This is a genomic window from Actinacidiphila sp. bgisy167, from assembly GCF_057707665.1.
Genome location: NZ_JBYIQP010000082.1, coordinates 1 through 13,519, shown reverse-complemented (window position 1 = coordinate 13,519; position 13,519 = coordinate 1). Strand labels below are relative to the sequence as shown.

Here is a 13,519-nt window from a genome sequence, read left to right as displayed (position 1 = left end):
GATGACACGATTCAATAACGGGCACGGAATCGGGCCGCCCCCTTGACGGCCAGGGGGGCGCGTAGATAGCTTCACAGCCGAATGAATCGATTCACTGAGTCGATTCACCCAGTCGATTCACCGAGCCGATTCACCCAGCCATCCGAGGTGGACATGCCTGACATCGCGGCCGTCAAGGCGGCACTCACAGCCCAGCGGATCGAGACGCCGTCCTGGGGCTACGGCAACTCCGGCACCCGATTCAAGGTGTTCGCCCAGGCCGGGGTGCCCCGCGACCCGTACGAGAAGCTCGACGACGCGGCCAAGGTCCACGAGTTCACCGGCGTCGCCCCCACGGTGGCCCTGCACATCCCCTGGGACCGGGTGGCGGACTACACCGCGCTCTCGGCCCACGCCAAGGACCGCGGGCTGGAGTTGGGCGCGATCAACTCCAACGTCTTCCAGGACGACGACTACAAGCTCGGCAGCGTGTGCCACCCGGACCCGCGGGTCCGCCGCAAGGCCGTGGACCACCTGCTGGAGTGCGTCGACATCATGGACGCCACCGGCTCCAAGGACCTCAAGCTCTGGTTCTCCGACGGCACCAACTACCCCGGCCAGGACGACATCGTGGGCCGCCAGGAGCGCCTCGCCGAGGCCCTGTCCGAGGTCTACGAGCGGCTCGGCGACGACCAGCGGATGCTGCTGGAGTACAAGCTCTTCGAGCCGGCCTTCTACACCACCGACGTCCCGGACTGGGGCACCGCGTACGCGCACTGCCTGAAGCTCGGGCCCAAGGCGCAGGTCGTCGTCGACACCGGCCACCACGCGCCGGGCACCAACATCGAGTTCATCGTCGCCTTCCTGCTGAGTCAGGGCAAGCTCGGCGGCTTCGACTTCAACTCCCGCTTCTACGCCGACGACGACCTGATGGTCGGCGCCGCCGACCCGTTCCAGCTCTTCCGGATCCTGCACGAGGTCGCCAAGAACGGCGGCTTCGAGACCGCGACCGACGTGGCCTTCATGCTCGACCAGTGCCACAACATCGAGGCCAAGATCCCCGCGGTGATCCGCTCGGTGATGAACGTCCAGGAGGCCACCGCGAAGGCGCTCCTGGTCGACCTCGACGCCCTCGGCGCGGCCCAGGCTTCCGGTGACGTCCTCGCCGCCAACGCCGCGCTGATGGACGCGTACAACACCGACGTACGCCCGCTGCTGCGGGAGGTGCGCGAGGAGCAGGGCCTGGCCCCCGACCCCGTCGCCGCCTACCACGCCTCCGGCTGGCAGGAGCACATCGTCGCCGACCGCGTCGGCGGCACCCAGGCCGGCTGGGGGGCGTAAGAGGCCACGGCCGTTCCGCCCCGTCCCTCCCCGACCGCCCCTCCCGAAGGACACCCCATGGCATCCGCCACCCATCCGGAAGTCGCCGCGCTGCTGGAGCGCGCCCACCGCCTCGGCGCCAACCCCCGCAACACCAACTACGCCGGAGGCAACGCCTCCGCCAAGGCCACCGCCACCGATCCCGTCACCGGCACCGATGTCGACCTGATGTGGGTCAAGGGCTCGGGCGGCGACCTGGGCACGCTCACCGAGGCCGGCCTCGCCGTGCTGCGCCTGGACCGGCTGCGCGCCCTGACCGCCGTCTACCCGGGCCCCGACCGCGAGGACGAGATGGTCGCGGCGTTCGACTACTGCCTGCACGGCAAGGGCGGTGCCGCCCCCTCCATCGACACGGCCATGCACGGCCTCGTCGACGCCGCCCACGTCGACCACCTGCACCCCGACTCGGGCATCGCGCTGGCCTGCGCCGCGGACGGCGAGAAGCTCACCCAGGAGTGCTTCGGCGACAAGGTCGCCTGGGTGCCGTGGCGCCGCCCCGGCTTCCAACTCGGCCTGGACATCGCCGCCATCAAGGAGGCCAACCCGCAGGCCGTCGGCGTGATCCTCGGCGGCCACGGCATCACCGCCTGGGGCGAGAGCTCCGAGGAGTGCGAGCGCAACGCCCTGTGGATCATCCGCTCCGCCGAGGAGTTCCTGGAGCGCCACGGCAAGCAGGACCCGTTCGGCGCCGCGCTGCCCGGTTACGAGCCGCTGCCCGAGGCCGAGCGCCGGGCCCGGGCCGCCGCCCTCGCTCCCGTGCTGCGGTCGATCGCCTCCCAGGACCGCCCGCAGGTCGGCCACTTCACCGACTCGGCACCCGTACTGGACTTCCTCGCGCACGCCGAGCACCCCCGGCTGGCCGCACTCGGCACCTCCTGCCCCGACCACTTCCTGCGCACCAAGGTCCGCCCGCTCGTCCTCGACCTGCCCCCGACGGTGCCGCTCGAGCAGGCCGTGGCCCGTCTGGAGGAGCTGCACACCGCCTACCGCGCCGACTACCAGGCGTACTACGACCGGCACGCCGGCGAGGACTCCCCCGCGATCCGCGGCGCCGACCCGGCGATCGTCCTCATCCCGGGTGTCGGCATGTTCAGCTACGGAAAGGACAAGCAGACCGCTCGGGTCGCCGGCGAGTTCTACGTCAACGCGATCAACGTCATGCGCGGCGCCGAGGCCGTCTCCGCCTACGCCCCGATCGACGAGGCGGAGAAGTTCCGCATCGAGTACTGGTCGCTGGAGGAGGCCAAGCTCCAGCGCATGCCGAAGCCCAAACCGCTGGCCACGCGCATCGCCCTGGTGACCGGGGCCGGCTCGGGCATCGGCAAGGCCATCGCGCACCGCCTGGTGGCGGAGGGCGCCTGCGTGGTCGTGGCCGACCTCGACGCGGAGAACGCGCGGGCCGTCGCCGAGGAACTGGGCGGCCCCGACCGGGCGGTCGCCGTCACCGTGGACGTCACCAGCGAGGAGGCCATCGGCGCCGCCTTCGAGGAGGCCCTGCTGGCCTTCGGCGGAGTGGACCTGGTGGTCAACAACGCGGGCATCTCGATCTCCAAGCCGCTGCTGGAGACCACCGCCCGAGACTGGGACCTCCAGCACGACATCATGGCCCGCGGCTCCTTCCTCGTCTCCCGCGAGGCGGCCCGCGTGCTGATCGCGCAGAAGCTCGGCGGCGACATCGTCTACATCGCCTCCAAGAACGCGGTCTTCGCCGGTCCCAACAACATCGCCTACTCCGCCACCAAGGCCGACCAGGCCCACCAGGTGCGGCTGCTGGCGGCCGAGCTCGGCGAGCACGGCATCCGGGTCAACGGCGTCAACCCCGACGGGGTCGTCCGCGGCTCGGGCATCTTCTCCTCGGGCTGGGGCGCCCAGCGCGCGGCCACCTACGGGGTGCCGGAGGAGAAGCTCGGCGAGTTCTACGCCCAGCGCACCATCCTCAAGCGCGAGGTGCTCCCGGAGCACGTCGCCAACGCGGTCTTCGCCCTGACCGGCGGCGAGCTGACGCACACCACGGGTCTGCACGTCCCCGTCGACGCCGGCGTGGCCGCGGCCTTCCTGCGCTGACGCGGGCCCAGTGCGCGGGGGAGCCGGCCGACCGGCTCCCTCGCCCCCGTACGCCTCACCGAACCCCGCGGTGCGCCGCGCCGCACCGCCCGCACCCGTCACCCGAACGCGCGAGACCCGGAACGATCCGACGACCGTAACGCCCGGACCCACCGGACCGGGACGACCAGAACACGAGGGGCCCACGTGCCATTCGCCGCCATCGACCTCGGCGCCACCAGCGGCCGCGTCATCCTCGGCCGGGTGGGCCCGGACCACCTGGTCCTCGACGAGGCGCACCGCTTCCCCAACACCCCCGTGCGGCTGCCGACCGGCCTGCACTGGGACATCCTCTCCCTGTTCCGGGAGAGCCTGGACGGCCTGCGGCTGGCGGCCCGGGCCGCGGACGGCGTCACCTCCGTGGGCATCGACAGCTGGGCCGTCGACTACGGGCTGCTCGACGCGGACGGCGCCCTGCTCGGCGTCCCGCACCACTACCGGGACGGCCGGACCGAGAACGTCGCCGACCGGACCAGGGACGGCATCGGCGCACAACGGCTGTACGGGGTCACCGGGCTGCAGCACCTGCCCTTCAACACGGTCTTCCAGCTCGCGGCCGCCCGGGGCGGCGCGCAGTTCGAGGCCGCGCGCACCCTGCTGATGATCCCCGACCTGCTGACCCACTGGCTCACCGGCAGCATCGGCGCCGAGGAGACCAACGCCTCCACCACCGGGCTGTTCGACGCGCGCACCGCGACCTGGTCGCAGGAGCTCCTCGACGGGCTCGGCATCGAGCCGCGCCTGCTGCCGCCGCTGCGCGCCCCGGGTGACCACGCCGGCACGCTCCTGCCGCACGTGGCCGCGTACACCGGACTTGCGGCGGACACCGCCGTCGTCACGGTGGCCTCGCACGACACCGCCTCGGCGGTGGCCGCGGTGCCGGCCACCGGGACGGACTTCGCGTACATCTCCTGCGGCACCTGGTCGCTGGCGGGCCTGGAACTGGACGCCCCGGTGCTCACGGAGGCCTCCCGGCTCGCCAACTTCACCAACGAGCGCGGCGTCGACGGCACCATCCGCTATCTGCGGAACATCATGGGCATGTGGCTGCTCGAGGAGTGCCGCCGCACCTGGGACCAGCGGCAGGAGGGCCTGCCGCTGCGGGAACTGCTCGACGCGGCCGCCGCCGCGGAGCCCTTCGCGGCCCTCGTCGATCCGGACGACCCCGTGTTCCTGGCGCCCGGCGACATGCCCGCCCGGATCCGGGCCTTCTGCCTGCGGACCGGCCAGAAGCCCCCGGAGTCCCACGGCGCGGTCGTCCGCTGCATCCTGGAGAGCCTGGCGCTGGCCCACCGCCGCACCCTGCGCGAGGCGGCCGAACTGGCCGGCCGGGACATCCGGCGCGTCCACCTCGTCGGCGGCGGCTCCCGCAACGAACTGCTGTGCCGGTTCACCGCCGACGCCACCGGCCTGCCGGTCGTCGCGGGTCCCACCGAAGCCACGGCGCTGGGCAACATCCTCGTCCAGGCCCGCGCCCATGGCGCGGTCGGCGACGGCCCCGAGGGCCTGGCGGCGATGCGCGCCCTGGTCGCGGCCACGCAGCCGCTGCGCACGTACGAGCCGGACCGGGACAGCCGGGCCTGGGACGCCGCGGCGGCCCGGCTGGCGGAACTCACCGCGGCGCGGCGGCCGTAGCTGTCGCTCCAGCTGTAGCCGTACTCCGGTCGGCCGTGTGCCCTTCCCACCGTCTCGCGCCCGGCCAATTTGTCACCAGGTACCGGCGCGGCGTCCTCGACGACGAGATGCTGACGAGCTGCGAAGAAGTCATGCGCAAGGTCTGCGAGGACTTCGGAGCGGAGCTGAAGGAGTTCAACGGCGAGGCTGACCACGTCCACCTGCTCGTGCACTACCCGCCGAAGGTCGCGCTCGCCAGCCTGGTCAACAGCCTCAAGGGCGTCTCCTCCCGCCGCCTGCGCGCGGAGTTCACCGGCCGGGTCAACCGGGCGATCACGCACGGCCGGTTCTGGTCGCCCTCATATTTCGCCGGCTCGTGCGGCGGTGCGCCGCTCCAAGTGGTCAAGGACTACATCGCGCAGCAGAAGCGCCCGGACTGAGCGCGGCCAACCGTGGGCCCGGGTAGACAGTGCGGACCCGCACCCACGGTTGAGGTCAGTCAGAGCAGTTCTGAGATGCGATTCACCCCCGGCCTGAAGGCCGGGGCACTCTCGCAAGATCAGCGGTAGTACTCCACCCAGCGGAGGTGGTTGACCAGCCCGCTGAGTGTCATCAGGGGCGAACCCGGGAGCGGGGCGCTGCGGGAGTGTTCGGGCGAGAGCCCCTCGCACTTGGCGCGGGCGGTGTCCCGGGCGTAGTCGAGAAGGGTCGTCAGCGAGGAGCGCTCATCCCAGGAGTCGGGTGTGTCTGTTCTTGTCATCGGCGCAATGCTGTCGACAAGGACGGCGGCGCGTCCACTGGTTTAGAGGCCGCGCCGAGGCGGCCTGCCAGGGCCACCCGAGCGGGGCCGTTCGGCCGACCAGGCGTGTCCCCCGGCCGGGCGACGCACGGCGGCACATCCGGGTCTCCCGCGTCGCGCCGGACCTGACCTGCTGTCAGTCTCGGAGGCATGACCGCTCGCTTCCCCCTGTCCGCCCTGCACTGGACGGTCCTCGTCCCGGTGCTCTCGGTGGTCGTGCTGGCCCTGACATGGGGACGCAGCCTCCCGGTGGCGTTGGTCGTGGTGGTCGCGGGCTTCCTGTGCGCCGGGGTTCTCGCGGCGGTCCACCACGCGGAGGTGGTCGCCCACCGGGTGGGCCAGCTGTTCGGTGCCCTGGTGCTGGCGGTGGCGGTGACGGTCATCGAAGTGGCGCTGATCCTCACCCTGACGGCGGACGGCGGACCGCAGAGCGCGGGGCTGGCCCGGGACACGGTCTTCGCCGCCGTGATGATCACCTGCAACGGCATCACGGGACTGAGTCTGCTGGTGGGAGCGGTGCGGCGGCGGGTGGCGGTCTTCAACCCCGAGGGCGCGGGAGCCACGCTGGCGACCGTCGCGACGATCGCCACTCTCAGTCTCGTCCTGCCGACCTTCACCACCAGTGCGCCCGGCCCGCGCTTCAACAGTGCCCAGCTCAGCTTCGCCGCGGCGGCGTCGCTCATCCTGTACGGCCTGTTCGTGGCCACCCAGACGGTGCGGCACCGCACCCACTTCCTGCCGGTGTCGTCGGGCGGGGAGGTGATCGACGGCTTCGAGGGGGACGACTACGAACGGCCGACCCGCAAAGCCGCGCTCTCCAGCCTGGTGCTGCTGCTGGTAGGACTGGTCGGTGTCGTCGGGCTGGCCAAGGTGGAGTCGCCGACGATCGAGAAGGGCGTGCAGTACGCGGGCCTCCCCTCCTCCGTGGTCGGCGTGGTCATCGCCCTGCTGGTGCTGCTGCCCGAGACCCTCGCCGCCGTCCGGGCCGCCGCCCGCGACCGGGTGCAGACCAGCCTCAACCTCGCGCTGGGGTCGGCCATGGCGAGCATCGGGCTGACCATCCCGGCGGTCGCGATCGCCTCGGTGTGGACCGGCCCGCTGGTGCTGGGGCTCAACGCCACGCACATGGTGCTCCTCACGATCACCGTCGCCGTGGGCACCCTGACGATGATGCGGGGACGGGCCACGCCCTTGCATGCCGGGGTGCACCTGGCGCTGCTGGCGGCGTACCTGGTGCTCGCGGTCAGCCCATGAGCGGGCGGTGCACGTCGCCGGCAGCGGTGCGTCCCGCGGGCGGTGCGCCCCTCAGCCGACGACCCGCCGCCCGTCCAGGTCGCCCCGGGCCGACTGCTCGTCCGGGCCGTCCGCGGCCGGCGCCGCCGCCACTGGCTTGCGGTCGAGCCAGCCCGCCAGCAACTCGTGCACGGCCTCCGCGCCCACCAGCCGGTCCGGCAGCCCGGGTCCGTCCAGGTCGAACGGATGCATCAGGAAGGGGCGGCTCTGGTCGCCGCCCAGGCCGCCGTGCGAGCCCACCTGCTCCTCGAAGGCGTGCACGGACCGGGTGACCGGGTCGTACGCCGAGTTGACCATGATGTCGGCGGCGTGCGGGAAGCGGGCGGTGCGCAGCACCGCGGCCGCCGCGCCCGGCCCGAACGGCGCCAGGGGGTCGCGGCCGGTGACCCGGCCCGTCTCCAGTTCGTGCTCGCCGCCGTCCCCGCCCAGCACGAGCGGTCCGCGCTCCCGGTCCAGGACCAGCACGAAGCCGATCCCCGGGTGCTCGGCGAGCGTGGGCAGCAGGGCGGGGTGGCGGGCTTCGACGCTCTGCCGATCGGCCCGCCCCGGCAGGTCGGGGAAGGAGATCAGCGCCAGGTTCCCCGAGGCCAGCACCACCGGGTCCGTGGCCGGTCCGGCCGTCTCCTGCTCCTCGCCTGTGCGTCCCCCCTGCTCCGGGCGGTGGAGTGCCGCGCGAGCCGCCGCGCGAGCCTCGGCGCCGCTGGCCGCGCCCCGGGCACGGCGGCGCACCGGCAGGCCGCAACCCGCCCGCACCAGGTCCCTCAGGGTCAGCCCGTACGCGGCCTCGAAGGTCTCGCCGTGGCTTTGGCCGTGGTCGGACAGCAGCACGATCCGGTAGGACCGCGGCGCGTACCGGGACGCGTCCGCGATCAGCCGGATCGCGCGGTCCAGACGCCGCAGCACCCGCATGGCGTCCGGGCTGCGCGGCCCCGAGTGGTGCGCGACCTCGTCGTACGCGACCAGGTCGGCGTAGACGGCGCGGCGCCCGGCGAGCATGTCGCCGACGACGGCCGCCACCGCCACGTCGCGCTCGACGACGGTGGCGAAGGCCCGCAGGAAGGGGTACAGCCCACCGCGCGGCACCCGCGGCCGCTCGTGGCGCAGCCGCGCGGCGACGGACTCGGCGACCTCGCGGACGACCTCCGCGAAGAAGGACGCGGCGGTGCGCACGGCGTTGGCCGGGTCGGAGAAGTAGGCGAAGTAGCCGGTCCGGGAGCGGGTCGCGCTGACCTCGGCGAGGACGGCCGCCGGATCGCCGCCCTCCGGGGCGCCGACCGCCCGGGAGCGCAGCCGGGCCATCGCGAGCCGGTCGGCGGTGTAGCGGCGGCGGCGGGTCGACACGGACATCACCAGCGCCAGCTGCTCGGCGCCGCCGCTGAACAGGTTGCCGCGGCTCGCGCCGTCCGGCGCCAGCAGCCCCGCACGCCCGGTGCGGGCGACGGCGCGGCGTTCCAGCTCGGCGGCGCAGGAGGGCCGGTTGCAGACCATGACCTGCCCGGTCTCCTTCTCGTACCAGCGGAAGGCCGGCACGTCCTCGTTGCTGCCGTGCAGGATGGCCAGCTGGCTGGCGCCGGTCTGGCTGCTCCAGTCGGTCGTCCACGGCAGCAGGCGGTGACTGCCCTCGAGCCATGCCGCGACGCTCTCCATCGCGGGTGGGCACAGGCGTCCCCGGTGCGTGGCGGGGCGTACGGCCTCGCGCAGCACGTCGTACCCGACACCGTCCAGCTGGAGGAAGACGAAGCCCGGCTCGCCCCTGCCCTCCGCGCCGGCCACGTGGTGGCCCGCACCGCGGCGGCGGCCGGCCAGGCGCGCCAGACGGCGCCCGTATGCCGCGTCGTCGCGCATGGCGAGCGTCGTGCTGGTGGCGGACGAGGCCGCCGACATCACCGCGGCGATCACCACGGCCGTGGCCGGCGCGATGTCGCCCTGCCAGTCCGGGGTGAAGCGGAGCGCGAGCAGCAGCAGCGAACCGTTGAGGAAGAAGACCAGCAGGCCCAGCACCAGCGCGGGCACCAGCAGCACGGCCCGCACGAGCACCGGCCAGACCAGCGCGCTCAGCAGACCGAAGGCACCGGCTCCGGCAGCGGCCGTCACCGCGATACGGGTGGGGCTGTCGCCGGAGGGCGACTGGATGCGGAAGTCGGGCAGGATCCCGGCGAGCACGGCCATCGTCGCCGTCGACACCGCCCACACGACCAGCACGCGGACGATCGCGCCCCCGGTCGCCCGCCACCGACGCAGCACGCCCACCTTCTCCTCGCATCTCCGTACGCCCGACCACGAATGCCCCCAGACTGTCACAGTCCCCCCTGCGCCCCGCCGCGCACCTGGGGGGCACATGGCGGGCGCGCGGGAGCATAGGCTCGGAGCGAGACGAGGAGGCGCGAGTGTCGGTCGAGATCACCTGGTGGGGACACGCGACGGTGACCGTGCGGGACTCGGGGGTACGGGTGCTCACCGATCCGCTGTTCGTCCCGCGCCTGGCGCACCTGCGTCGGCGGCACGGTGCGGTGCCGCCGCCGGGCGCGGCGCTGGCGGACGTCGCCGTCGTCTCCCACCTGCACGCCGACCACCTGCACACCGGCTCGCTGGCCCGGCTCTCCCGGGGGACCGCGGTGCTCGTGCCGCGCGGCGCCCCCGCCGCGGTGCCCCGGCTGCGCCGGCTCGCCGCGGTCCGGCGGCTGGAGCTGGTCGAGGTCGTCCCCGGCGACGAGGTGAAGGTGGACGCCCTGACGGTACGCGTGGTGAGCGCCGCGCACGACGGGCGGCGCCTGCCGTACGGGCCGCCCCGCTGCCCCGCGCTGGGCTATGTGCTGGTGGGTGAGGAGCGGACGTACTTCGCCGGCGACACCGGGCTGTTCGACGCGATGGCCGACGAGGTCGGCCCCTGCGACGCCGCGCTGCTGCCGGTCGGCGGCTGGGGGCCGTTCCTCGGCTCCGGCCACCTCGACGCGGCCCGCGCCGCCCGGGCCCTGGCACGGCTGGCGCCCCGTGCCGCCGTGCCCATCCACTACGGGACGTACTGGCCGATCGGCATGGACGCGGTCCGCCCGCACGAGTTCCACTCCCCCGGCGACGAGTTCGTCCGGCACGCCGGGCGGGTCGCCCCCGCGGTGGCGGTGCACCGGCTCGACCACGGGGAGACCCTTCTGCTGGAGGCCGCCAGGTGAGCGGACTCACCCTGCTCGCCGAGCAGGCGTCCTCCCAGCCCACCGGGCAGGTGGTCGGCTACCCGTCGCTCTTCCTGCTGGTCGTGCTCGGCTCCCTCGTCCCGGTCGTGCCCACGGGCGCGCTCGTCAGCAGCGCCGCCGTGGTGGCCTTCCACCAGACCGCCCCCTTCTCCCTGGCCCTGGTCTTCGTCATCGCCTCGGCCGCCGCCTTCATCGGCGACCTGGGCCTGTACCTGCTCGGCCACCGCGGGGTGCGGTCGCGCAACGGCTCGCGCTGGCGGCGGCAGCTGCAGGAGCGCGCCGACCCCGCGCACCTCGCCGACGCGCAACGCCGGCTCGACGAGCACGGCGTGACCGTCCTCGTCCTGTCCCGCCTCATACCCGCCGGCCGCATCCCGGTGATGGTCGCCTGCCTGCTCGCCGAGATGCCCGTCCGCCGCTTCGCCCGCGGCGACGTTCCCGCCTGCCTCGCCTGGGCGGCGGCCTACCAGCTGATCGGCATCCTCGGCGGCACGCTCTTCCCCGAGCCCTGGCAGGGCGTCCTCCTCGCCGTCGCCCTCACCCTGCTCATCGCCTCCGCCCCACGCCTGCGGCGCCGCTCCCGCGGCCCCGCCCCGGACCCCGCCGCCCCCGACGACCACACGGCGGAACACCCCGGCCCCAGCCACTGAACGCCTCACGGCGGGAGGGCTGCGGAGTCTCTGCCGTGCCGGGGCACGGGCGGGACGGGCCGGGACGGGCGGGACCGGCGGGGCGGGCGGGGCGGCCGACGATCGGAACACGCCGTTCAGGCGCCGCCCGCGACCAGCCCGGCGACCGCCGCTCCCAGGCGGGACACCGCCGCCGCGACATGCGGCAGTTCGAGCGGGTACGGAGAGCCGAGGGCGGCGCCGCGCTGCGCGGCGTCGTCGCCGTGAAGGGGTCCGGTGTCGATCCGCACGCGGAGGGCGGCGATGTCGTCGCCGAAGTGGTGCCCGCCGGTCACGGGGTGTCCGAGGCGGGCGGTGAGTGCGGCCTCCAGGGTCGGGGCGTCCGTGACGCCGGCGGCCGCCAGGGCGTGCCGCAGGGGGCCGAGATCGGCGTAGAGGTGGAAGCCCGCTTCGGGCGGGCGGCACAGTGCGCCGGCGCGGGTGACCGCCTCGTGTGCCGCGGCGCCGAGGGCGGCGTGCAGGCGGGTCGCGTCGGCGCGGCGTGCCCGCACCTCGTCGCTCTCGGCGAGCGCGTAGGCGGCCGCGGCGCCCACCGGCTGCGGGAGGACCGCGCGCAGCGCCGCGCAGCGGTCCGCCACGGCGTCGCGCAGCCGGCTGCCCTCCTCGGTGGCCGGGAAGCGGGCGACCGCCACAGGCCAGGACGGCGGGGCCAGGGCCGCGCACAGGTCGGTGACGACGACCGTGCGGGTGGGCAGCGTCTCGGCGGGGGTGAGCAGCACCGTCTCGTGCGGGCGGTGCACGGTGTCGGCGTAGGTCTCGTCGGAGACCAGCAGGAGCCCGCACTGCTCGGCCGCCTCGCAGACCTCGTGCAGCAGTTCCGGGGGCGTGACCGTACCGCTGGGGTCGTCTGCGGCCGCCATGAGCAGCACCCGCGGGTGGGCGCCCTCCGCGCGGGCCCGGTGCACCGCTTCCAGCAGGGCGAAGGGGTCGGGGGCGCCACCGCCGACCGCGGGGGTCTGCACGGCCGCCGTACGCCGGCCCGCGGTCCGCACCAGCGGCGCCTGCCACGCGGCGGCGGGCCGGGCGAGCACGACGTCGCCCCCCACCACCGCGAGCAGCGCCAGCAGCAGGGGCTCCGCGCCGGGCGCGGCGATGATGTCGGCGGCGTCCGTGGCGAGCCCGCGGCGCTCCCAGTACCCCGCGGCGGCCGCGCGCACCGCCGCGCCGCCCCCGGAGGGCTCTGGTGCGACACCTCCCGGCATGGCGGCGGTCAGCCGCCGCGCCCAGTAGGGCGGCACCGGCAGGCCCGGGTCGGGCCGACGTCCGGTCCGTGCGAGGCGCCCGGTCGGGGCCGGCGGTGAGGTCCGCTGCATCGTGCCTCCGGTGGGTTCTGTGACGAGCGTGTTCCGGTGGCCGGGTCCACGCCCGTGCCGCGCTGCCTCGCACGTGCTCCGTCCTCCTGCCGCCGGGGGAGGTCCCGCGCGTGCCGCCGGGAATCCGGGGCAGCCGGGATCACGGAGGTGTGCCCATGGTCCCGCTGCTCCTCGCCGCGCCGCCCGTCCTCGTCCTCCGTCGGGGCGCTGCGGCTGTTCGGCCCCGTGGCGTACGGCGGTCACAGCGGGTGCGGCGACTCGCGCCGGTGCCCGTGGCGGGCCGGTGTTCCGCGCCCGGCCCTCTATTGCGGGGCCTGCGCCGGCATTCGCAGCGCCCGCGCCCTCGCCCCGGCCCGGGTACGGCTCGCCGAGACCATGCGCTGGGGATGACGGCGCAGGTACTCGCCTTCGAGGGCGGCCATCCGGGAGTTGTGGGCGTCGAGGGCCGCCCCGGAACCGTAGAGCAGCGTCTCGTGGCGGGTCCGGTGGACCGACTCTAGTTCCTGCACCAGTTGTCGTTCGTCCAGATCTGCGGGATCGACCCCGCCGGGGTAGCGGCTCATGGGGCGCGCACCTTCCTTTCGCCTCCTGTCACCTCGCCCGATTGGTACCCGCAGTAGGGGGATTCATCCGCTTATGCGGGCATTCAACAGGCATCAGGTCCCCGCTCTGGGTAGACGAGGGACAGGCCCGACCCCTGAAGGAGAGGAGCCACCGTGCAACGAGGAAGCGACCGGCTGAGCGTCCACCGCGACGACGAGATGAAGCACGAACTCCGCGGGATGCTGCGCTCCGGACACCCCACCCGGGTCGACGAGTGGTACGACCCGGAGCCCGCCGCCGACGACGACCCCGAGGTGGGCACCGGACCGGCGTGGGCGGGTGCCCCCGAGGGCGCGGAGGTGCGGTTCGAGCTCGCCCGGCATCTGACCCGGCAGCCCTTCCCCGCGCGGCGCGGCGACCTGCTGCGCGCCCTGCGCGAACGGCACGCGCCGGACCCCCTGACCGACCTGGTGGACGGACTCCCCGGCGACAACCGGCGGTACGCCAACGTCCAGGAAGTCGTACGGACCCTGGGCATGCGCCCGGAGGCGTGACGGACCGAGGGCGGCGGGGGGGGGGGGGGGGGGGGGGGGGGGGGGGGGGGGGGGGGGGGGG

Annotated in this window: 10 protein-coding genes and 2 pseudogenes; 8 read left to right on the top strand and 4 right to left on the bottom strand. The window is 74.3% G+C overall.

All coding sequences use genetic code 11. From position 1 onward, the window contains the following. Window positions 1-153 precede the first annotated feature (153 nt). The 4 genes and pseudogenes from rhaI to tnpA form a co-directional block, all read left to right on the top strand. Entirely contained in the window at window positions 154-1,320 is a 1,167-nt protein-coding gene (rhaI, locus tag AC3ET4_RS25225; RefSeq protein ID WP_431953202.1) for an L-rhamnose isomerase, read from the top strand. Between the two features lie 57 nt (window positions 1,321-1,377). Next, window positions 1,378-3,423 carry a bifunctional aldolase/short-chain dehydrogenase gene (locus tag AC3ET4_RS25220; RefSeq protein WP_431953200.1) on the top strand — a complete coding sequence of 682 codons (2,046 nt, stop codon included), beginning with the start codon at window positions 1,378-1,380 and terminating at the stop codon, window positions 3,421-3,423. A gap of 186 nt (window positions 3,424-3,609) precedes the next feature. After that, window positions 3,610-5,097 carry a rhamnulokinase gene (locus tag AC3ET4_RS25215; RefSeq protein ID WP_431953198.1) on the top strand — a complete coding sequence of 496 codons (1,488 nt, stop codon included), beginning with the start codon at window positions 3,610-3,612 and terminating at the stop codon, window positions 5,095-5,097. A gap of 68 nt (window positions 5,098-5,165) precedes the next feature. Beyond that, window positions 5,166-5,516, top strand: a pseudogene (gene tnpA / locus AC3ET4_RS25210) (IS200/IS605 family transposase); the annotation flags it as partial. Window positions 5,517-5,641: 125 nt separating this feature from the next. Here the strand turns inward: tnpA and AC3ET4_RS25205 are convergent. After that, window positions 5,642-5,836: pseudogene (locus tag AC3ET4_RS25205) on the bottom strand (mycothiol transferase); the annotation flags it as partial. 189 nt (window positions 5,837-6,025) lie between these two features. Between AC3ET4_RS25205 and AC3ET4_RS25200 the strand changes: the two are divergent. After that, window positions 6,026-7,129, top strand: a complete 1,104-nt coding sequence (locus AC3ET4_RS25200) for a calcium:cation antiporter (protein WP_431953196.1) — start codon at window positions 6,026-6,028, stop codon at window positions 7,127-7,129. Window positions 7,130-7,180: 51 nt separating this feature from the next. Here the strand turns inward: AC3ET4_RS25200 and AC3ET4_RS25195 are convergent, their stop codons facing one another. After that, window positions 7,181-9,418 carry a phage holin family protein gene (locus tag AC3ET4_RS25195; RefSeq protein ID WP_431953194.1) on the bottom strand — a complete coding sequence of 746 codons (2,238 nt, stop codon included), beginning with the start codon at window positions 9,416-9,418 and terminating at the stop codon, window positions 7,181-7,183. 137 nt (window positions 9,419-9,555) lie between these two features. Between AC3ET4_RS25195 and AC3ET4_RS25190 the strand changes: the two genes are divergently transcribed. Together AC3ET4_RS25190 and AC3ET4_RS25185 are read left to right on the top strand one after the other, a co-directional pair. Then, entirely contained in the window at window positions 9,556-10,338 is a 783-nt protein-coding gene (locus AC3ET4_RS25190; RefSeq protein ID WP_431953192.1) for an MBL fold metallo-hydrolase, read from the top strand. Next, window positions 10,335-11,009, top strand: coding sequence for a DedA family protein (locus tag AC3ET4_RS25185; protein WP_431953190.1), 675 nt, complete (start codon window positions 10,335-10,337; stop codon window positions 11,007-11,009). The genes AC3ET4_RS25190 and AC3ET4_RS25185 overlap by 4 nt, the downstream gene beginning before the upstream one ends. Window positions 11,010-11,125: 116 nt before the next feature. Here AC3ET4_RS25185 and AC3ET4_RS25180 read toward each other — a convergent pair whose 3' ends face one another. After that, window positions 11,126-12,361, bottom strand: coding sequence for an aminotransferase class I/II-fold pyridoxal phosphate-dependent enzyme (locus tag AC3ET4_RS25180; protein WP_431953189.1), 1,236 nt, complete (start codon window positions 12,359-12,361; stop codon window positions 11,126-11,128). A 302-nt stretch (window positions 12,362-12,663) separates the two neighbouring features. Beyond that, a complete protein-coding gene (locus AC3ET4_RS25175; protein WP_431953187.1) occupies window positions 12,664-12,924 on the bottom strand; it encodes a DUF6158 family protein in 261 nt (86 codons plus the stop codon). Window positions 12,925-13,077: 153 nt separating this feature from the next. Between AC3ET4_RS25175 and AC3ET4_RS25170 the strand changes: the two genes are divergently transcribed. Then, entirely contained in the window at window positions 13,078-13,458 is a 381-nt protein-coding gene (locus AC3ET4_RS25170; protein WP_431953185.1) for a DUF2795 domain-containing protein, read from the top strand. Window positions 13,459-13,519: the final 61 nt, after the last annotated feature.

What these genes read in the sequence shown, in the direction of transcription:
- rhaI (WP_431953202.1), top strand. Translation starts at nt 154, where the DNA reads ATGCCTGACATCGCGGCCGTCAAGGCGGCACTCACAGCCCAGCGGATC.
- AC3ET4_RS25220 (WP_431953200.1), top strand. Translation starts at nt 1,378, where the DNA reads ATGGCATCCGCCACCCATCCGGAAGTCGCCGCGCTGCTGGAGCGCGCC.
- AC3ET4_RS25200 (WP_431953196.1), top strand. Translation starts at nt 6,026, where the DNA reads ATGACCGCTCGCTTCCCCCTGTCCGCCCTGCACTGGACGGTCCTCGTC.
- AC3ET4_RS25180 (WP_431953189.1), bottom strand. Translation starts at nt 12,361, where the DNA reads ATGCAGCGGACCTCACCGCCGGCCCCGACCGGGCGCCTCGCACGGACC.
- AC3ET4_RS25175 (WP_431953187.1), bottom strand. Translation starts at nt 12,924, where the DNA reads ATGAGCCGCTACCCCGGCGGGGTCGATCCCGCAGATCTGGACGAACGA.